Origin of the sequence: Variovorax sp. J22P240 (assembly GCF_030316855.1) — a bacterium.
In the GTDB taxonomy this organism is placed as follows: domain Bacteria; phylum Pseudomonadota; class Gammaproteobacteria; order Burkholderiales; family Burkholderiaceae_C; genus Variovorax.
Genome location: NZ_JASZYR010000015.1, coordinates 1 through 19331 on the forward strand (window position 1 = coordinate 1; position 19331 = coordinate 19331).

Here is a 19331-nt window from a genome sequence, read left to right on the forward strand (position 1 = left end):
GGTCAACAACGAGGCGCACTACGACGGTCCGATCACGCAAGACACCCACATCGTCAACAAGCAGTACGTCGACCAGTCGGTCACCGAGGTCAGCACGATTGCCAACAAGGGCTGGAACATCAGCGCGCAGGGCGCCAACAGCACCAACGTGGCCCCGGGCGAGACGGTCGATCTGAAGAACACCGACGGCAACGTCGTGGTAAGCAAGAAGGCTGACAGCGACGACGTCACCTTCGACCTGGCCAAGGACATCAACGTCAACAGCGTGACGATGGGCAACACGGTGCTGAACCAGAACGGCCTGACGATCTTCAATGGCCCCAGCATTACGATCAACGGCATCAATGCTGGCGGCAGCAAGATCACAAACGTGGGAACGGGCACGGACCCGACCGATGCGGTGAACGTGGGCCAGCTCAAGGACACCGTGAAAGAGAGCACCCAGGACGCCGTGATGTACGACAACAGCACGCACACCTCGGTCACGCTGAACAAGGGCGGTTCTCCGACCACCATCACGAACGTCGCAAACGGTGTGAACGACTCAGATGCTGTGAACATGTCGCAGCTCAATGCGCTCGACAACCGCGTGACGAACGTCGAGGGAGATGTGAAGAACCTGGGCGACCAGATCAACAACATCAGCAACGGTGGTGGCATCAAGTACTTCCACGCCAACTCGACTGGCAACGACTCGTCCGCGACGGGTCAGGACGCGGTGGCCGTCGGCGTGGAGGCAGTGGCCAGCGGAGACAAGAGCATGGCCATGGGCGCCGGCTCGAGCGCCTCGGTGGCCAACTCGGTGGCGCTGGGCGCCGGTTCGGTGGCCAACAAGGCCGCCACTCCGGTGAACAACGCCCAGGTCGGCAACATGAACTACGGCGGCTTCGCCGGCAGCAAGCCGACGGGTGTGGTGAGCGTGGGTTCGGAGGGCGCCGAGCGCCAGATCACCAACGTGGCTGCAGGCCGGATCACGGCCGACAGCACCGATGCGGTGAACGGCAGCCAGCTGTACAGCGTGGCGGATGGTCTGAACAAGAAGATCGATAACTCGATCCAGTACGACACAAAGACGAATCCCGATGGCACCCAGAAGCCGGGGGACGGCAGCGACATCACGCTGAAGGGTGATGACGGCACGCAGATCCACAACGTGGCCGATGGCACCGCACCGAACGACGCTGCGACCGTGGGTCAGTTGGACAACGCTGTGGCTGGCATCAACAAGCAGATGCAGGGTCTGAGCGAGCGCGTCGAGACCGTCAACAAGGATGCCAATGCGGGAACCGCGGGTGCGATGGCGATGGCGGGCATGCCGCAAGCGACCATTCCGGGCAAGAGCATGGCGGCGGCCGGCGTTGCTGCCTACCAGGGCGAGGCCGCACTCGCGGTCGGGGTCTCCAAGCTGTCTGACAACGGCCGCTGGATCGTGAAGCTCAGCGGCACGGCCAACACCCGCGGCAAGGTCGGTGTGGCAGGCGGCGTCGGCTTCCACTGGTAAATCGAAAAGAAACTAAGGATTCGTCATGAAACTGCAATCGAAACTGATGGCCGTTGCGACCGCCGTGGTGCTCCTCGCGGGGCACGCCTACGGCGCGGAGCCGGCAAACGACAGCGTCACCTTCCCCGCGGTGACCAGCGCGTGGCTGGAGGGCGGCACGTTCGTCAACGTCGACAACCTGCGCCAGGTCGCGCCGGGTGTCAGCAAGGACCAGCTGTACAACCTGTTGGGGCGGCCTCATTTCTCGGAAGGCATGTTTGCCGTCAAGGAGTGGGACTATCTCTTCAACTTCCGCACGGGCAAGGGCAATGAGTTCGTCTCTTGCCAGTACAAGGTGCTCTTCGACGACAACTACAACGTCAAGAGCTCCCACTGGAAGGACCCGGCCTGCGCGGCCTACCTGGTGCCGCCGGCGCCGCCCAAGCCGGTCGTCGCGGTGGCTCCGGCCCCGGCGCCGGCTGCGGCGCCGCAACCCGCAAGGCGGATTGCACTGGGAGCCGACGGCCTGTTCCGCTTCGGCGGCGGCTCGCTGGCGGACTTGCAGCCCGAAGGCCGACGCAAGGTCCAGGCGCTCGCGACGGACATTCAGCGCGAAGTGAAGTCGATCAAGTCGATCGTGGTCACGGGCCACGCCGACCGCCTGGGCTCGCCGGCTCGCAACGAGGCCTTGTCTCAGCAACGCGCCGAGACGATTCGCCAACTGTTGGTGCAAGGCGGCATCGAGGGCGGCGTGATCCGCGCCGTGGGGGCTGGCCAGAGCCAGCCGCTCGTCGACTGCGCGGGTGCTCGCCAGTCGCCCGCGTTGGTGAGTTGCCTGCAGCCCAACCGCCGTGTCGAGGTCGATGTGATCGGAGAGTAAGCAACGCGCCTTGCGCGATCCTTCAAGGCGAAACGCCGTGCGATGGGGATTTCATCGCACGGCGTTTTTCATTCGGCTTTGTCGCCTGGCGCAGGTCGGCGTTGAGACCGACCTTCACTTCATAGCGGTCGTCGAATAGAGGTCGCTCACGGTCACGTTTTGAGAACTTTCACATTGGGTTGTCTGACGGTCCCGACAGACGCGTAGTGCACCGCGCGTCAAACTTTCGAGCTTCTCCAGGGCTTGATGCCTTTGACGGCAGCACTGCGCTCTCTTTCCGAATCCAGCACTTCTTCACCTAGGGTTGTTCGCCCCCCGGACGCCGGGTGCATCTCGCGCTCGAGGTCGTTTCGGGTCTGTACGCGCTGCCGGTCCCTCGCTATTTCCGCAAATACAACGACTCATGCCAAGATTTCCGCGCCACGTTTGCGCCATCGCCTCAGCCACTTTGCTCGCTTCGCTTCTGTCCGCCTGCGGTGGCGGTGATGCTCCTAGTGCCATTCCCGCCTCCACTCCTGGAGCCGGTTCCAGTCCCTCCACCGCCGAGAGCGATTCAAAAGCGGCTGAGACGACAACTGACGTATCGGACGGCGTGACAACCAACGTGGCGCCACCGGAGTCGACTGCGGCGTCTGAGCTTTACGACAAAGTCTCAGCCTGGGTTTCTCAAACCTTGTCGGCCGCGCCAGTTGAACCGGCAGTGGCGCCGAGTGCTCGCCAAATACAGGGGCGATCATCGATGGTCGACGCCCCCATTTTCAGCCCGGAAGCAAACACGATCGGAGCTTGGTCGGCCCCACAGAAATGGCCTTTGATTGCCATACACGCAGCGCTGCTGCCTGACGGCCGTGTCGCAACCTACGGCACCAACGCCGATGGTCAGCAGACCGGCAGGTTCATCTATGACATCTGGGACTCGGATGCGGCAAGCCTCGACAGCGGGCACATGACGCTCCCCAACACCACGAGCACCGACCTCTTCTGCAATGCCCAGACCCTGCTGCCGGGCATAGGTGAACTCTTTCTTGCCGGCGGCGACAACTTCGTCAACGGCAGGACGACCAATACGGGCAACAACAACTCGGTCATCCTGTCCGGCCGCACGAACTCGCTGCGCCAGGGCCCCAACATGAACCGCGCCCGCTGGTATGGCTCGGTGACGATCATGGCCGACTCGCGCACGTTCATCATGGGCGGCAGCGGCGGCACGGACCGGCCCGAGGTTCGCGAGAAGGAGGGCACCTTCACCCTCCTGAACTCCGCGGAAACCAATCAGTTCAGCTACTGGTACCCACGCAATTTCGTCGCACCGGACAACCGCATCTTCGGCTTTGACGTCAGCGGCCGCATCTATTTGATCGATCCGCGCGACGGCGGGTACATGCAGCGCCTCACGAACTTCTCGTCGGACTACATGGGCACGGGCTCCAGCGCCGTCATGTACGCGCCGGGCCAGATTCTCCAGGTCGGCGGAAATACCAATCGCGTGGCGAAGATCTCGATCAACCAGGCTGCTCCTCAGTTCGCCGAGACTGCCCGGACCTCGACCAACCGCTTCTGGGGGACTTCCACGGTTCTTCCGAATGGGCAGGTCTTGATGACGGGCGGCAGCGCCACCGACAACCAGCTCGTCGGCGTCAACAACACCGCCGAACTCTGGAATCCCTCCACGGGCCAGTGGACGCAGGGTGCCAGCGGAACGCACGCGCGCCTCTACCATTCCACCGCCCTGCTTCTGCCTGATGCATCGGTCCTGGTCGCCGGAGGCGGCGCACCTGGCCCGCTGATCAACACCAATGCCGAGCGCTACATGCCGCCCTACCTGTTCACCAGCAGCGGACAGCCGGCGCCACGGCCGCAGATCACCGCCGCGCCCGAGAACGGCACGCCGGGCGAAACGATGTCGATCGGCGTCTCGAGCCCAAGCACGATTTCCCAGGTGGTCCTGATCCGGACCGGTTCGGTGACGCACTCGTTGAACTTCGATCAGCGGCGCATGGTGCTGGCGCATCAGCAGACCGGCAACACCATCACGGCGCAGTTGCCGGCCAATGGCGCCACCCTGCCGCCCGGCTACTACATGCTGTTCGTGCTCGACGCCAACCGCGTACCTTCCATCGCCAAGATCGTCCAGATCGCCGAAGGGAAACCCGAGGCCATCGGCGTGGACTGGACCGGCACCATCGGCGGCGGTGGCGGTGGCACATTCAAGCTCGAATGCGGCACTGACGAGGCGCTTGTCGGCGTCTACGGCGGCGCCGGATCCGCGGTCGATCGGATTGGCGCTCAATGCGTGCGCGTCGACGCCGCCGGTCGCTGGATCGGTGAGCCATCGAATGGAAGTACCACCGGCGGCACGGGCGGAACCGACTACGCCAGGACATGTCCTCGCAACTATGGCGTCGTCGGCATGTCCGGGCGTTCGGGTAGCTATGTCGACAACCTGCAGCTGTCTTGCGGTCCGCTCGCGAGCATTCAGCGCACTTCCGGCGCACCGACCCAGTTGGCTGCGGTCGGCGGAACCGGCGGAGGCGCTCGCGCGCCGCGCATGTGCAGCTTCAACGGCGTGGCCCGAGCGCTCTATGGCAACTCCGGCCGCTATATCGACGCGGTCGGCCTGCTGTGCCGCAGCGACGACAAAGCGAACGCCTATCCATTCTTCAAGACGTCGAACACGATCGCCCAGGGAGGAAGCGGCGGCGCCGCCTTCGACCTCTCCTGCCAGAGCGATGAAGTCCTGGTCGGCATCAGCGGCCGCTCGGGAAGCTACATCAATCGGGTGAGCCCGCTTTGCGTCAAGGCCGACGCGGAAGGAAAGTGGATCTCTGATGTCGTCGCTCGCGGAGCCGTTGGCGGCACCGGTGGAGACGCCATGACGCAGCTCTGCCCCACGGGAGAAGCCGTCAGCGGGTTTGCAAGTCGAAGCGGGCTCTATATGGACAGGGTCGCACCGCTGTGCCAACCGCTGTCCAGTGCTGGCCAAGTGGCCGGCAACGTGACGACGCTGGCATCCGCGGGCGGTAACGGCGGCGGAGCCAATGCCAACGTCGTTTGCGCGTCGGGCCGTCCCGGCTATGGCATCTTTGGCCGCTCAGGTTCGTACGTGAATGCATTCGGCCTGACTTGCCGAGGCAATTGAAGTAGAAATTGGGCGGCGACAGAGATGTCCTCGGCCTCCTTGGGGCAATGCCGATGCAGGAAGTCGGACCACCTTGAGATCGAGAGCGAAGCCTGAGACCACGATGTTCCGGCAGCCCGAACGCCTGTTGGGAATCGCCTCTAGTGATCGACCTTTCGATGGCACCGGAAAGCACCCTAGAATGAATCAAGACTGATCGGTCCCAAGCGCTCATCGGCGCGCAAGGCCGATCTTTCAGTCCGGTGCTTTTGCCAGGAGGGAATCCATGCATTCAGTCGTCATCGTCGACGATCACCCCGCCATTCGACTGGCGGTGCGTGCGGCACTGGAGTCCAGCGGACGCTTCGAGGTGGTCGGCGAGGCAGACAGCGGTCCTGCCGCCTTGGAAATGATTCGCGAGCACGTGCCCGCCCTCGTGATTCTCGATCTGGATCTTCCTCAAATGAGCGGCCTGGAATTGGTCGATCGGCTCAAGGCCAGTGGTCTGGGCACCAAGTTGCTGGTGTTGTCGGGTCAGCAGGAGGCGATTTTTGCGACGCGTGCCATGCAGTCCGGCGCCAACGGCTTCCTGAGCAAGTCCGCGGACATGCACAAGTTGGTGGAGGCGGCGCAGTCCGTGATCGCGGGCTACAGCGTGTTTCCCAGTTCGGCGCTGGTCTCGTTGACCGGTCCGACGAGCATGGGTGCCGATGCAATGATCAAGAGCCTGTCGGACCGGGAACTGGCAGTGCTGCAGGACCTGGCGCGAGGCATGAGCAACAAGGAAATCGCCGACAAGCTGCTGATCAGCAACAAGACGGTGAGCACTTACAAGGTGCGGATCTTCGAGAAGCTCGGCATCTCCACCCTGGTGGAGTTGGTGGATTTTGCGCGGACTCAGGGTCTCGTCAGCTGATCCGGCCTCCCGCCGCATGCGTGCCGAGGTTAGTGGGACTCAGGGCATCAACCCACGCAGTAGTTGCCGTCGCTTCGATGGTCACCTCCAGCGGGCCGGGCACATCGAATTCCTCTGATCCGAAATCGAGCTTTCCAATCACGTGCATCGCCCCGCGGATCGTCTGCCCGTCTTGACGATAGAAGATCGCCACGTCGGGGCCGGGAGTCCAGCAGATGATGTCGCCAACCTCGTAGGCGTGCGTGCGCGTGCCCCTGCCCGAGATGGCTCGGGGGAGGGGGCCGAACTTCTCTCTCTTGAAAAGATCGTGCATCGTTATCGTCAGCGGCAGAATGGCAGCGAATTCCTGCGCCGCCTTGTTGGCCGCCAAGGTGGCCGAGATCACCTTGCCATTGAGTTTCAGATGGATCTTCATGACCGACATCTCAGGTGGAGCTCGGCGACGGGACTCGTGTCCAGAGTCGCTCGCCGAAGAAAAATCACCTCGAAAACGAGGAGGTTAGATCTGCAGGCGCTGGCCAGAAAGGCTCAATGCAGGCGCCAGCAGCAGAAGGCTTCGGATTCCAAAGCCGCCAAGAATCGCAGTATCGTCGCGGCCGTTACTGTGCTCCATCGGATCCTTCTGGGAAATTGATTGAATCTTCCGCGCCGTCGAAGCACGCTGATGTCTGGCGGCTCAGTAGGCAGGTTGGGACAAATCGACCTTCAGCTGCGGATTTCTCTTATAGACGCGCCGCCTCCGCCCTTGGGAGACTCGTCCCACAAAGCAGGCGGGCCAACAGGTCCGACGTGCTGTTGAAGGCGCCCGGAATCAGGGTTGCGCGAGGGTGAACTCAGCAAGGTCATCGACTGACACCGATGGGTTCGTTCTCAAGCCGTTTTCGTCAATTGAGATTGGGCCTATGAACCAGTACGCAGATGAGTCCCGAAAGATCAATGCCTCAGCAGAGATCAAGGTCCACCTTTCCTTCGCTTCGATCGAAATCAAGAGTTTCGCATCGGCTCAGTTCATCGCTGAATGCCTCATGGACAGTCATTGCCGGTTTGAGTTCACGCCGCTTGCCGGCGACATTTACGAATTCGAAGTCGACGCGAGCACGGCTGAATTCCTTGGAAGTCTGACTGAACATTTTCGAGACGAAGAGGAAGATGTTGCAGTCAGGTAAATCCGTGAGGCGACACGTCCGGCGTCAGCGTCATCCGGGCACGTCGGCTCTGGTGTTCAGCGTGCCGAGTCGAACGCCGGCGAGGCGACGCTTGCCTCGGCGGCAGGTGGCGGCGCCAGCAGCAGCTTGTAGATCAGCGCGCCAATGATTGCGCCCGCAATTGGCGCCACCCAGAACAGCCACAGCTGGTCCATCGCGATGGAGGGACCGAAGAGCGCTGGTCCGGTGCTGCGCGCCGGGTTGACCGAAGTGTTGGTCACGGGAATTGAGATCAGGTGGATCAACGTCAAGCAGAGGCCGATCGCGAGGCCGCCGAAGCCGGCGGCGCTGCCGCTGGAGGTGGCTCCCAGAATGACGATCAGGAAGACCGCTGTCAGCACGACCTCGATCAGCAACGCAGTCATCAGGCTGTAGCCGCCGGGCGAGTGCTGGCCGTATCCGTTGGTCGCGAATCCGCCGATTTCGGCGCCAGCCTTGCCGGTGGCGATCACGTAGAGCAGGAAGGCGGCAGCGATGGCGCCGAGCACCTGGGCGATGACATAGGCAGGCAGTTCGGCGGCACGGAAGCGCCCGCCCACCACGAGACCGATCGACACCGCAGGATTGAAGTGGCCGCCCGAGATCGGGCCGAGCGCGTAGGCGCCGGTGAGCACCGTGAGGCCAAAGGCCAGCGAGACGCCGACGAATCCGATGCCCAGGCCAGGGAAGGCGGCTGCCAGCACGGCACTGCCGCAACCGCCGAAAACGAGCCAGAACGTGCCGATGAATTCAGCCGATAGCTTCTTGAAAGTACTGTGTTCCATGGTTTCTTGAATATTCATGTGTGACGAGTAGGCTCGTCGACTGCGGCTGAGGGCCGGCCTTGGTCTTACCCAGTGAGCAAACGTGGCAACGATGCTTGCTTGGCATCGGCGAGTTTTGAGTTGCGACTGATGAGAGGGGCCGAGTCATCACCTTGCGGCGAGTTCCGGAAAATCCTCCATCGCGCGGACATAGTGGTCCAAGGCGGCCTCGCGCCGTCGGCGCCGGCGCAGCTCACGATGCAGGATCCTGGAGACCGAGCTGCTGGTGAACACGGCGCAGATGCAATCGAGAAGAACGAGAAAAAATGGCGTCTGAGCGCCCACCCACCTCAATAAGGGAGGAGACATGGAAGTAAAACCGATAAATGGTTGATGCGGCCGGAACCCGTTCAGGTTTCCTTGGGCCATTGGCGGAAAAGTTAAGTCCTGCAGGCCGTAGCGGCGATTGCCTTACGGGGGAGCTGAACGGCGATCACGGATAGTGAGCAGTCTCTGCTCCTATTGACGATCCATATTGGGCCATCGCAAGAGTCGATGGACCATCAGACGAGTCCGAATCTCGTGGAGATATTTCAGTTGGGCGCTGTCACTCACTCGAGCGCTGAGTCGAACTGCGGCCGGGCTCCTGCGGAGCCTGAACTCGCCGCAGACCCGGCAAGGCCGCTATGCTGGGCGGCATGACTCCCAAGACGCTGCTCGTGGTCTATCACACGATGACCGGCGGCACTGAGCAGATGGCACAGGCCGCCGTCGAAGGCGCGCGCGACGAACCCGGCGTGCGCGTGCGTCTGCTGCGCGCGCCGGAGACACAGCCCGACGATGTGTTGGGTGCCGACGGCTACATGTTCGCCACGCCCGAAAACCTCGCCGCGATGTCCGGACTGATGAAGGACTTCTTCGACCGCTGCTACTACGCTGCACTCGACCGCGTGAACGGCCGGCCCTACGCCACGCTGGTCTGCGCCGGCAGTGACGGCCAGAACGCCGTGCGGCAGATCGACCGCATCGCCACCGGCTGGCGACTGCGCAGCATCGCGCCGGCATTGATCGTGTGTACCCATGCGCAGACGCCCGAGGCCATCGCCCAGCCCAAGAAGATTGGAGCCGAAGACCTCGCGCAGTGCCGGGAGCTGGGCGCTGCGCTGGCGGCGGGGCTGGCGCTTGGCGTGTACTGACGCCTCCTGACGGGCGAGCGAAGGATGCTCGTGGCCGGCCGCTGCGGCTAGACGGTTCGCATGCCGCCTTGGCACGACACTCTCGGTCGTCATCAACTAGCGGCTGCGGATCCGGCCGGAAGCCGCGTCCTCTTCAGGAGGGGCTTCACCATCACCAAAGTGCACTTGCGCGGCCGTGGCGGATGTGCATCATCGGGCGTTTCACGAAAGCAACACACGTGAGCGTTCCTCGACTGGCCGAAAGCCTGGGGCGGTTCCTCGTTCTGTGGACCGTTGCAGTCGTGCTGATGCTGATCGGCGATGCCGCGCATTCCCAGGAAGACCATGCGCCCGGCGCACCGCTGGCCGTGGCGAATCGCCCCGTGTTCGTGTTCCGCGCGCCGGCGTTCGGGTTGACGCCGCAGCAGCGGGCGGCCCGCGCGGCGGAACGAATCGGCGATCTGCCGGCAGCCCGGCTCAGGTCACCGGTGGACGTCTCGAGTTTCACCCACGAAGGCGCGCAGGGCTATGCAGTGATGCTCGAAGGCGAAGCCCTGTTCTCTTTGTTCCCCGGTGACCTGGAGCCCGGCGACCCGCCCCTCCAACAGGTCACGGCGAACGCGGCTCGGCGGCTGCACGAGGCGCTCCTGGCACGTTGGGAGCAGGGGAGCGCACGGCAGTTCGGCGTCTCCGTCGCGTGGACGGCCCTCGCGACCTTCATCCTCGTGCTGGTGATCGTCGCGCTACAGCGCCTTGCGCACGCGGTCGCCGCGCGGACGCTGGAGTTCCGCGAGCGTGTAGCGCATCGCCCCTTGCTCGACTGGCGGCGGATTCTCGTGTCGATGCTCGTCCACGTGATCCACTGGATCAAGGTCGCGTTCGCGCTGGTGGCGGTCTACATCTGGCTTGCCTTTGCGCTGGCCCGCTTCCCCTACACCCAGCCCTGGGGCGAGACGCTGGGCAGTTCCATGGTCCGGCTGGTGGGCCGGATGCTGGTCAACGTGCTGCATGCGCTTCCCGATCTCGCGACGGTCGGCCTCATCTTCCTGCTCGCTCACTGGAGCGTGCGAGGCCTGCATGCGATGTTCGAGGCGGCGAGGGTGCGGGGTGTCACGTCGGCTGCACTGCAGGCCGACACCATCGGCGCTACGCGCCGGGTGAGCGCGGTGTTCGTATGGGTCTTCGCGTTGGTGGTCGCGTACCCGTTCGTTCCCGGGTCTCATTCGGACGCGTTCAAGGGCATCAGTGTCTTCTTCGGCGTGCTGGTGACCTTGGGTTCCTCGGGCCTGGTTTCCCAGATCATGGCGGGCTTCGTGCTGATTTACTCGCGTGCCCTGCGCGCGGGCGACTGGGTGCAGATCGGCGATGCGGAGGGCTACGTCGTGGACCTGGGCGCGCTCTCGACCAAGCTCCGGACTCGTCTGGACCAGGAAATCACCCTGCCCAATTCGGTGGTCATCGCCACGCGCATCGTCAACCAGAGCGACACGCGGAAGGCGCCCGGCGTGTCGCTGTCCAGTTCGGTGACGATCGGCTACGACGCGCCATGGCGCCAGGTCCACGCCATGCTCGAGATGGCCGCGAAGCGCACGCCGGACCTGCTCGAAACGCCCGAGCCGACCGTGCGGCAGATACGGCTGCTCGACTTCTACGTGGAGTACGAGCTCAACGTCTTCATGCGCGTCGGGGCGTTCAAGTTCGACGTGCTCTCGGCCCTGCACGCCAACATCCAGGACGTCTTCAATGAATACGGCGTGCAGATCATGTCGCCCAACTTCGTGACGCAGCCCGACGAGCCGGTCCTGGTGCCGAAAGACCGGTGGTACACGCCCCCCGCCGACTGATGGCCCGAAGGTCTCGGGGGGTGCGATCAGGCCCGCATGTCGGCGCGAATCATGTCCGCCGCCTTCTCGCCGATCATGATGGTCGGCGCGTTGGTGTTGCCGCCGCACAAGGTCGGCATGATGGATGCGTCGACCACGCGCAGACCCTCGACGCCGTGCACGCGAAGCCGCTCATCGACCACCGCGGCCGGATCGCTGGCCACGCCCATCTTGCAGGTGCCGACAGGGTGGTATTGCGTGTCGGCGCGATTGCGGATGTCCTCGGCAATGGCTGCGGAGTCGTTGCGATCGACCGGGTAGAGCATCTTGCCCCGGTAGGGATCGAAGGGGCTCGCCTCCAGAATGTCCATCTGAAGCTGCACGCCCTTCACCAGCAGGTCGAGGTCGCGCTGGTCGTCGAGGAACTTCGGGTCGATGAGCGGCGCCGCGCGCGGATCGCGGCTGGCCAGTCTCACGTTGCCGCGGCTGTGGGGGCGCAGCACCTCGATGTGGCAGGAGTAGCCGTGGCCGAGATGCACCTTGCGGCTGTGGTCGTCGACCAACGCCACCACGAAGACCATTTGCAGGTCCGGCACGCTCACGCTCGGTGACGAGCGCACGAACGCACCCGATTCGGCGTAATTGGTCGTGACGAGGCCCGTTCGATGCTTCTTCCACTCCGGGATGGCGCGCGCCACCTTCAGGCCGCCGCGCAGGGACAGCCCGACGGTCGGTGAATCGCTGCGCGCGCGATAGCTCTGCACGTGGTCGATGTGATCCTGCAGGTTCTCGCCGACGCCTTGCAGGTCGCCGATCACCGGAATGCCCATCCGCTGAAGCGCCGCGCCGGGGCCGATGCCCGACAGCATCAGGAGCTGGGGCGAGCCGAAGGCGCCGGAGGAGAGGATCACTTCGCGACGCGCGCGAACCTGCTTCTCGGCCCCGGCAGCCGTGTAGGTGACGCCGCACGCGCGGCGTCCTTCGAAATCGATGCGCGAGCTCAGCGCATTGGTTTTCACGCACAGGTTCGGGCGCGCGAGATGGGGCGTGATGTAACCCTTGGCAGCGCTGCAGCGCTCGCCGTTTTTCTGCGTCACCTGGTACATGAAGGAGCCGAACTGCTCGGCGCCGTTGTAGTCGGCCACGTTGGGCACGCCCTTCATCGCCGCTGCTCCCAGAAAGGCCTTGTTCAGCGCGCTGGGGCTGCGAAGCTCCGCGACGTTGAGCGGACCGCTGCTGCCGTGGTAGCTGCAGTTTCCGTGGGTCTCGTTGGCCTCTGCGCGCTTGAAGTAGGGCAGGACGTCTTCATACGACCAGCCCCGATTGCCGAGCGAGGCCCAGTGGTCGTAGTCCCAGCGGTTTCCACGGACGTACAGCATCGCGTTGGTCGAACTCGATCCGCCCAGCACCTTGCCGCGCGGCTGGTAGCCCCGGCGGCCGTTGAGCCCTTTCTGCGGCACGGTCTTGAACGCCCAGTTCTTGTACGGAATCGGCAGCATGGCCACGACGCCGGCCGGTGCGTGGATGAAGACGCTGCTGTCCGCGCTGCCGGCTTCCAGCAGGCAGACCGTCACCCGGGGGTCCTCGCTCAGGCGTGACGCCACGACGCAGCCGGCCGAGCCGCCACCCACGACGACGTAGTCGAATTCCTCGATGCTCATGCTGTCTCTTTGGAGTTGGATGGGGTGGCGTGTGGTGCCGCAAGCTGGGGGTCGCCATGGCGGAGGAAGAACTTCAGTGCAAGTCGCTGGACGAACGTTCCGTAGGGCGGGTAGAAGAGGTCGATGGGGAAGAAGCGCTGGCGCTGGAACACAGTCTTCGCATGCGAGAGTTCACGGAAGCCTTCCTCGCCGTGATAGGTGCCCATGCCCGAGTTGCCGATGCCGCCGAAGGGCGCATCGTGGTTCACCACCTGCCAGCCCCAGTCGTTGACTGCGACGCCGCCCGAGTGCGTGCGGCGCAGCAAGTGGTCGCGCTCGCCGCCATCGTGGCTGAAACAGTACAGGGCCAGCGGGCGAGGGCGCTCGTTGATGAAGGCAATGGCTTCGTCCATGGTGTCGTACGGCACGATGGGCAGGATGGGGCCGAAGAGTTCCTCCTGCATCACGCGCATGTCGGGCGTCATGCCCGTCACGATGTGCAGGGGCATCTGACGTCCTTTGCCGGCCGGCAGGGGGGCGCAGGGCTCGACCCTGGCGCCCTTGGCGCGTGCGTCGTCCAGCAGCGACTTCACGCGCTGGAATTGCCGGTCGTTGACGACGGCGGTGTAGTTCGCATTGCCGTCCGTGCGGTTGCCGTAGAAGCGATCAAAGGTGCGCCGCACGCCCGCGATGAAATCGTCGACGCGCTCGCGCGGCACCAGCGCGTAGTCGGGCGACACGCAGATCTGCCCGCAGTTGGCCGACTTGCCGTGCGTGATCCGCGTGGCCGCATCGCCGACGGGGTAGTTGCGCGTGACCACCGCCGGGGACTTGCCACCGAGTTCGAGCGTGACCGGCGTCAGGTTGTCCGCAGCGGTGCGCATCACGATGCGCCCCACGGCCGGCGAACCGGTGAACACGATGTGATTGAAGGGCAGCGAGGTGAAGACGTTGGGGTCGGTGAGTTCTTCGCCCACGACGGCCACCAGGTCCTCGGGGAAGACTTCCGCCAGCAGGGTCTTGAGCGCCGCGTTCGTCGCCGGCGTGACCTCGGGCATCTTGATCATCACGCGGTTGCCTGCGGTGATCGCCGCCGTGAGTGGCCCCAGGGCCAGGTAGATCGGGAAGTTCCACGGCACGATGACGCCGACCACGCCCTTGGGTTGGTAGCGCACCTCGACGCGGTTGCTGAGGAACAGCAGTTCGGTCGAGCGGCGGCTTCGCTTCATCCAGCGACGCACGTGCGAGATGGCGTGGTTGAGTTCCAGCATCGAACCCAGCATGTCGAGCATCTTCGACTCGGCTTCCGAGCGGTATCCGAAGTCGCTGCTCATGGCCTCGGCCAGCACGTCCTGGTGGCGCTGGACCTGGCGCTTCAACGCCTTGAGGCGCGCTTGCCGCTCATCGACGCTGGGGTAGGGCTGCTCGCTGAAAGCCGCTTGCTGCGCGGCAAAGATGCGCAGCACGCGTTCGTTCGCGGCGGCCGCGGCTGCATGCCGCATGTCTGTGGTGTCGTTCAAAACGTGTCTCCTTGTTTTTCGCGGAACGCCGAGGGGAGTGCCGCGCCTAGCCTTCGAATTTAGGGCTTCCCCTGAGCAACGCCTAGGTTCAAGTTCGACACATTGGGGTGAAAATCTGCCAAAACATCCGTCACTGACGGTTCCTCATCACCGTGTCCAAAGAAGCTCTCGCCAGCAAACCGGCTGCGCCGCGCATCGTGAGTCGCTACGGAAGCGACCTGGATGCGCCGACGCACAGCATGCTGGGGCTGGCGGCGCTGGTCGATGCGCTGGCGGCCCTCGGCGTCGGTGTGGACGCAATCTTCGAGGGAACTGGCATCGCCTCGGGCGCCATCGCCGATCCGGAGGCGCGCATCTCCCATCGGCAGAAGATCGCGCTGTTCGACAACGTGATGCGCCTGAGCCCGGAACCGGCGATCGGCCTGATCGCCGGGCGGCGCCAGCGCATCTCGGATTTCGGCGTCTTCGGCTATGCGGTCCTGACCAGCGCGACGCTGGCCGATGCCGTCACCTTCGGAATCCAGCACGTGCGGCTGGTCGGCCCCGTGCTCGAAAAGAGCTTTCGGGTCGAGGGCGAGGTGGCCATCTTCGAAGGGCACGACGTCATGGCGCTGGGCCCGCTGCTGCCCCTCGCATCGGAGTTCTGGTTCAGTTCGATCCACGCCTTGTTCTGCCGCGTTCTCGAGCGCCCCTACGAGAGTCGACGGCTCTTGCTGCCCTATCCGGCGCCGTCATACGCACGGCTTTACGAAGAGGTGTTGCTCTGCCCCGTGGAGTTCGACGCGGGCGTCATGCAATGGGAGTTCGACGCTGAGCTGCTGAACCTGCCGCTGCCCAATGCCAATCCCATCACGGCCGACGTGTGCGCGAGTTTCTGCGCCCGCATGCTGGAAGACATCGGCCAGGAGCATGCGCTGGTCAAGACCATCAAGGAGGCTTGCCTCAACCGGATGGACGACCTGCCGCGCGCAGAGCAGATGGCCGGGCAACTGCATCTGTCGACGCGCACGCTGCACCGCCGCCTCGTCGACGCCGGCACCAGCTACCAGGCCATCATCGATGGCATCCGCGAGCGGCTTGCCATCGAATTCCTCGAACGAACGGACCTGTCGGTTGACGAGATCGCCGAGCGCAGCGGGTTTTCCGACGTGTCGAATTTCCGCAAGGCGTTCAAGAAGTGGACCGGCCAGACGCCGGCCTACTTCCGCGATCGCGGACGTTGACGATTCCGACTCGCACCGGCTGGCTCAGCGCCGCGTGACCACCACTTCGAGATAGTCGCTGGGCACCACCAGCGATTCGGCGCCAGCGCGGTTCATGCGGTTCAGCAGGTCGGTCAGATCCTTCTCCAGCGCAGCTGCGCCGTCGGCGGGCAGCGCCGCGAAGGCCTTGTGGACCGGCCCGTACCAGTCGCGGAACACTTCGATGAAATGCGCCGCCGAGCGGTAGCGGAAGTTGAACTGGCGCGGTGTCACCGCGATGGCGGACGCATCGTCGCCGAAGAGTGAACGCAGGTGCGATTCCACGCCCCACAGCGAAGGCGGCTGAACCCCCGCCGGCGGCGGCAGGTGGCGCCCCAGGGTCTTGAACATCTGACCGACAAAGCCCTCGGGCGTCCAGTTCGCCAGGCCGATCCGGCCGCCGGAGCGGCACACCCGCGCCATTTCGGCGGCGGCCTTGGCCTGATCCGGCGAAAACATCACGCCGAATGTCGACAGCACGATGTCGAAGCTCGCCTTCTCGAAGGGCAGGGCTTCCGCATCGGCTTCCAGGAATGTCACCAGCAGGTGTTCCGCCTTCGCGCGCTCGGCGCCGCGTTCGAGCAGGCTGCCGACGTAGTCCGTCGAGGTCACGCGGGCGCCCCGGCGTGCCGCTGCCAGTGTGGCATTGCCGTTCCCGGCGGCGACATCGAGCACGCGCTCATCCCAGCGGATGTCGCAGGCTTCCGCCAACTGCTCGCCGACGAGTTGCAGCGTGGTGCCGATCACGGCGTAGTCTCCGCTGGCCCAGGCCGCCATCTGGCGGGTCTTCACGGCGCTGAAATCAATGGGTGCGTTCATCTCTCAAGGCTCCTTGTGGAATGAGGTTGCACTGTCGCGCGCAAGACGGCTCGGTGTCCTGACTGTGCGTCGGCTTTGCCTGTCCCATCGTCCGCGGGTGCTGCGCGAGCGTCTGCCCAGCCAACCGGCATAGGTCGTATCGCACGTTGGCGCGGAGGCCCGACGAGCCCAGAATGGCAGGCATCCACCCGGTATGGAGAGCAACCCATGGCAGCAGCAGACATCGCGGCGGCATGGCAGCGCGTGGAATCGGTGCTGCAGCGGCGTCCCGAAACCGGCCTTCACGACGACGCGCCGGCCACGGCGCGCTGGAGTGACGGCCTGCGGGTCGTCTCCAGCCATGCGAACGGCACGCAGGTCGAGACCGACATGCCCGCGGAACTCGGCGGCAGCGGCGACCGCGTCTCGCCGGGCTGGATGCTGCGCGCGGGCTGGGCGTCCTGCACGGCCACGTGCATCGCGATGGCCGCCGCAGCCCAAGAGATCGAGCTCACGTCGCTCGAGGTTCGCGCCAGCAGCCGCTCGGACCTGCGCGGCCTGCTCGGCATGGCCGGCCCCGATGACGCGCCGGTGTACGCCGGACCCTGCGACATGCAGATGCACGTACGGATCTCGGCCCGCGGCGTTTCGGCCGACCGGCTGCGAGCGCTGGTCGAGGAAAGCTACCGCAGCTCGCCGATGGCCTGCGCCGTGCAGGATGCCCTGCCGGTGGCCCTGCACATCGACGTCGACGCCGACTGAGGGCCGTGCCATGGATGCCTTGTCGGAAACCCTGCGCGTCGTGCGCCTGGTGGGCGCCATCTTCATCAACGCCCGGTTCACCGCGCCATGGTGCTACCAGTCCCCGCGTGCCGATACGGTCGCACCCGTGCTGGAACCCGGCGCCGAAAGGGTGGTGATCTTTCACCTGATCACCGAGGGAGAGTGCTACGTCGAGATGGCCAACGAGCCGCCTGTGCGCCTCGTGGCGGGCGATGCCATCGTCTTTCCGCAGGGCGACGCGCATCGCATGACTTCGCAGCCGGGCCTTCCGCCCGCGACGGGCGGACGGCTGGACCGGGTGCTCGCTCGCCGCCCGCGCCAGTTGGACTACGGTGGCGGCGGCCCCGCCACGCGGCTGGTGTGCGGTTACCTGGCTTGCGATGCCCGGCTGGCGGGGATGCTGCTGACTGGGCTTCCTTCACTCGTCAGGGTCAACGTGCGCGGATCTAATGCGGGTGCCTGGCTCGAAGCCTCGGTTCGCTACGCGTTGGCCGAAGCGCGCTCACCCCGGCCGGGCGGCGCTGGCGTGCTGTCCAAGCTGGCCGAAGTGCTCTTCATCGAAGTCCTGCGCCTCTACATGAACGAGCAGAGCGAAGGCCGAACCGGCTGGCTCGCAGGCGTGGGCGATCGCGTCGTCGGCGCCGCCTTGAAAGCGATGCACAAGGATCCCGCGCACGCCTGGACGCTGGACGAACTCGCGCGCACGGCGAGCAGCTCGCGGTCGGTGCTTGCCGAACGGTTCCAGCAGCTGGTTGGCAGCTCGCCGATGCAGTACCTGACGCAATGGCGCATGCTGCTGGCCGCCAATCTCCTGAGCCGCAGCAACGCGCCGCTGGCGAGCATCGCAGAAGACGTCGGCTACCAGACCGACACGGCTTTCAGCCGGGCCTTCCGCCGTGAGTACGGGGCGCCGCCGGCCGCGTGGCGCAGGAGCCAGTCGATGCGCGTGCAGGCCTGAGGCGGAGGCTAGCGCAGGAGGATCAAGCGCTTGCCCTCGGCGGCCGTCGTCTTCAATTTGCCGGTGGAAACCATCGCGCAGGTGTTTCCGGGCTCCACGGACGCGAACCGGTCGACGATCATGTGCTCCCGGGCCGGACCTTCCATCGGCTCCCGGACTTCGAGCCGGCCATCGAAGTTCACGAGCAGGGGTGCGGTCGGTGCGCTGTGCCAGTGCAGGTAGGCCCGTTCGAGTGCGAGGTAGTCGCCTGTCATCGCCACGGGCCACCGCTTGCCGCTGGCGCAATCGGTGAAGTGCGCGGAATCGGCGAAGTAGACGAACTCGCCGCGCCAGTGCACGGGTTGCGCGTGAAGGATCGCCGTCAGAGCCGCCAGGAACACGCCGGCCATCCATTTCGCGGTCGGGGTGGGTCTACGGCTGCGGTGCGCGGTGATGTGCATTCATCGATCCTTCCGTGCGACGATGTTCATCGCCTGAGCGCGTCATCATGGCAGATGGTCTTGGGTTCAGCCAACGAATCGCGCTGGAGCATCTCGGTCAGAATCCGGGCCATGAAGAAGACAGCATTGCTCGTGATCGATGTCCAACAGGGCCTGTGCGAAGGCGAGCATGACGCCTTCGAGTCACAGCAGGTCATCGGCCGGATTAATCGCGTGTCCGACAAGGCGCGTGCGGCAGGTGCGCTGGTGGTGTTCATCCAGCACGAGTCGAAGTCGGGCTACCTCGAGTTCGAAACGGACGCGTGGCAGCTTGCCCGTGGTCTCCATGTCGAGCCGACGGACCTGCGCATCCGCAAGACGACGCCGGACTCGTTTCATCGCACGGAGCTGGAGCGCTTGCTCAACCACCACGCGATCACGGATCTCGTCATTTGCGGGATGCACACGGAATTCTGTGTGGACACCACCACGCGCAGGGCGCTGGCGCTGGGCTTCCCGGTCGTCCTCGCGAGGACGCGCACACCACCGAAGGCAACCGGCACCTGTCTCCCATCCAGGTGATCCGGCATCACAACGAGACGCTCACGAACATCAGCAGCTTCGGCCCGAGG

At 64.8% G+C, this 19331-nt stretch carries 16 protein-coding genes and 1 pseudogene; 11 read left to right on the forward strand and 6 right to left on the reverse strand.

The window, feature by feature from the left end; genetic code table 11:
- The 4 genes and pseudogenes from QTI24_RS25455 to QTI24_RS25470 all read left to right on the forward strand — a co-directional run.
- Positions 1-1438, forward strand: a pseudogene (locus tag QTI24_RS25455) (YadA-like family protein); the annotation flags it as partial.
- 88 nt (positions 1439-1526) lie between these two features.
- Entirely contained in the window at positions 1527-2360 is an 834-nt protein-coding gene (locus QTI24_RS25460; protein WP_286604179.1) for an OmpA family protein, read from the forward strand.
- Positions 2361-3171: 811 nt separating this feature from the next.
- Positions 3172-5499: a galactose oxidase-like domain-containing protein gene (locus QTI24_RS25465; RefSeq protein ID WP_286604181.1), complete on the forward strand. Its 2328-nt coding sequence runs from the start codon at positions 3172-3174 to the stop codon at positions 5497-5499.
- A gap of 265 nt (positions 5500-5764) precedes the next feature.
- The gene (locus QTI24_RS25470) at positions 5765-6394 is read left to right on the forward strand and encodes a response regulator transcription factor (RefSeq protein WP_286604182.1); all 630 of its coding nucleotides are present in this window, start codon (positions 5765-5767) and stop codon (positions 6392-6394) included.
- Here QTI24_RS25470 and QTI24_RS25475 read toward each other — a convergent pair.
- Positions 6387-6809 (reverse strand): cyclophilin-like fold protein, encoded by a 423-nt coding sequence (locus QTI24_RS25475; RefSeq protein ID WP_286604183.1) that lies wholly within the window; start codon positions 6807-6809, stop codon positions 6387-6389. The genes QTI24_RS25470 and QTI24_RS25475 overlap by 8 nt on opposite strands.
- Before the next feature lie 487 nt (positions 6810-7296).
- Between QTI24_RS25475 and QTI24_RS25480 the strand changes: the two genes are divergently transcribed.
- A complete protein-coding gene (locus QTI24_RS25480; RefSeq protein ID WP_286604184.1) occupies positions 7297-7560 on the forward strand; it encodes a hypothetical protein in 264 nt (87 codons plus the stop codon).
- Positions 7561-7616: 56 nt separating this feature from the next.
- On the opposite strand, the gene aqpZ is transcribed toward QTI24_RS25480, so the two are convergent.
- A complete protein-coding gene (gene aqpZ / locus QTI24_RS25485; protein ID WP_286604187.1) occupies positions 7617-8363 on the reverse strand; it encodes an aquaporin Z in 747 nt (248 codons plus the stop codon).
- 677 nt (positions 8364-9040) lie between these two features.
- Between aqpZ and QTI24_RS25490 the strand changes: the two genes are divergently transcribed.
- A complete protein-coding gene (locus QTI24_RS25490; RefSeq protein ID WP_286604188.1) occupies positions 9041-9538 on the forward strand; it encodes a flavodoxin family protein in 498 nt (165 codons plus the stop codon).
- 218 nt (positions 9539-9756) lie between these two features.
- Entirely contained in the window at positions 9757-11361 is a 1605-nt protein-coding gene (locus tag QTI24_RS25495) for a mechanosensitive ion channel family protein (RefSeq protein ID WP_286604190.1), read from the forward strand.
- A 26-nt stretch (positions 11362-11387) separates the two neighbouring features.
- On the opposite strand, the gene QTI24_RS25500 is transcribed toward QTI24_RS25495, so the two are convergent.
- Both QTI24_RS25500 and QTI24_RS25505 read right to left on the reverse strand, forming a co-directional pair.
- Positions 11388-13001 (reverse strand): GMC family oxidoreductase, encoded by a 1614-nt coding sequence (locus tag QTI24_RS25500; RefSeq protein ID WP_286604191.1) that lies wholly within the window; start codon positions 12999-13001, stop codon positions 11388-11390.
- Entirely contained in the window at positions 12998-14500 is a 1503-nt protein-coding gene (locus tag QTI24_RS25505; protein ID WP_286604192.1) for a coniferyl aldehyde dehydrogenase, read from the reverse strand. The genes QTI24_RS25500 and QTI24_RS25505 overlap by 4 nt, the downstream gene beginning before the upstream one ends.
- 152 nt (positions 14501-14652) lie before the next feature.
- Here QTI24_RS25505 and QTI24_RS25510 point away from each other — a divergent pair, with 152 nt between their 5' ends.
- Entirely contained in the window at positions 14653-15723 is a 1071-nt protein-coding gene (locus QTI24_RS25510; protein WP_286604193.1) for an AraC family transcriptional regulator, read from the forward strand.
- 24 nt (positions 15724-15747) lie between these two features.
- Here QTI24_RS25510 and QTI24_RS25515 read toward each other — a convergent pair whose 3' ends face one another.
- Entirely contained in the window at positions 15748-16560 is an 813-nt protein-coding gene (locus QTI24_RS25515) for a class I SAM-dependent methyltransferase (RefSeq protein WP_286604194.1), read from the reverse strand.
- Between the two features lie 207 nt (positions 16561-16767).
- On the opposite strand from QTI24_RS25515, the gene QTI24_RS25520 reads away from it, so the two are divergent.
- Together QTI24_RS25520 and QTI24_RS25525 are read left to right on the forward strand one after the other, a co-directional pair.
- On the forward strand, positions 16768-17301 hold the full coding sequence (locus QTI24_RS25520) for an OsmC family protein (protein WP_286604195.1): 534 nt from the start codon (positions 16768-16770) through the stop codon (positions 17299-17301).
- A 10-nt stretch (positions 17302-17311) separates the two neighbouring features.
- A complete protein-coding gene (locus tag QTI24_RS25525) occupies positions 17312-18280 on the forward strand; it encodes an AraC family transcriptional regulator (protein ID WP_286604196.1) in 969 nt (322 codons plus the stop codon).
- Positions 18281-18288: 8 nt separating this feature from the next.
- Here the strand turns inward: QTI24_RS25525 and QTI24_RS25530 are convergent, their stop codons facing one another.
- Entirely contained in the window at positions 18289-18720 is a 432-nt protein-coding gene (locus QTI24_RS25530) for a hypothetical protein (protein ID WP_286604197.1), read from the reverse strand.
- A 111-nt stretch (positions 18721-18831) separates the two neighbouring features.
- On the opposite strand from QTI24_RS25530, the gene QTI24_RS25535 reads away from it, so the two are divergent.
- Positions 18832-19281, forward strand: a complete 450-nt coding sequence (locus tag QTI24_RS25535; protein ID WP_353506114.1) for a cysteine hydrolase family protein — start codon at positions 18832-18834, stop codon at positions 19279-19281.
- Positions 19282-19331 lie beyond the last annotated feature (50 nt).

Excerpts from the sequence above, each read along its gene's own strand:
- QTI24_RS25460 (WP_286604179.1), top strand. The coding sequence starts at position 1,527 with ATGAAACTGCAATCGAAACTGATGGCCGTTGCGACCGCCGTGGTGCTC.
- QTI24_RS25470 (WP_286604182.1), top strand. The coding sequence starts at position 5,765 with ATGCATTCAGTCGTCATCGTCGACGATCACCCCGCCATTCGACTGGCG.
- QTI24_RS25475 (WP_286604183.1), bottom strand. The coding sequence starts at position 6,809 with ATGAAGATCCATCTGAAACTCAATGGCAAGGTGATCTCGGCCACCTTG.
- QTI24_RS25480 (WP_286604184.1), top strand. The coding sequence starts at position 7,297 with ATGAACCAGTACGCAGATGAGTCCCGAAAGATCAATGCCTCAGCAGAG.
- aqpZ (WP_286604187.1), bottom strand. The coding sequence starts at position 8,363 with ATGGAACACAGTACTTTCAAGAAGCTATCGGCTGAATTCATCGGCACG.
- QTI24_RS25490 (WP_286604188.1), top strand. The coding sequence starts at position 9,041 with ATGACTCCCAAGACGCTGCTCGTGGTCTATCACACGATGACCGGCGGC.
- QTI24_RS25500 (WP_286604191.1), bottom strand. The coding sequence starts at position 13,001 with ATGAGCATCGAGGAATTCGACTACGTCGTCGTGGGTGGCGGCTCGGCC.
- QTI24_RS25515 (WP_286604194.1), bottom strand. The coding sequence starts at position 16,560 with ATGAACGCACCCATTGATTTCAGCGCCGTGAAGACCCGCCAGATGGCG.
- QTI24_RS25520 (WP_286604195.1), top strand. The coding sequence starts at position 16,768 with ATGGCAGCAGCAGACATCGCGGCGGCATGGCAGCGCGTGGAATCGGTG.
- QTI24_RS25525 (WP_286604196.1), top strand. The coding sequence starts at position 17,312 with ATGGATGCCTTGTCGGAAACCCTGCGCGTCGTGCGCCTGGTGGGCGCC.
- QTI24_RS25530 (WP_286604197.1), bottom strand. The coding sequence starts at position 18,720 with ATGCACATCACCGCGCACCGCAGCCGTAGACCCACCCCGACCGCGAAA.
- QTI24_RS25535 (WP_353506114.1), top strand. The coding sequence starts at position 18,832 with ATGAAGAAGACAGCATTGCTCGTGATCGATGTCCAACAGGGCCTGTGC.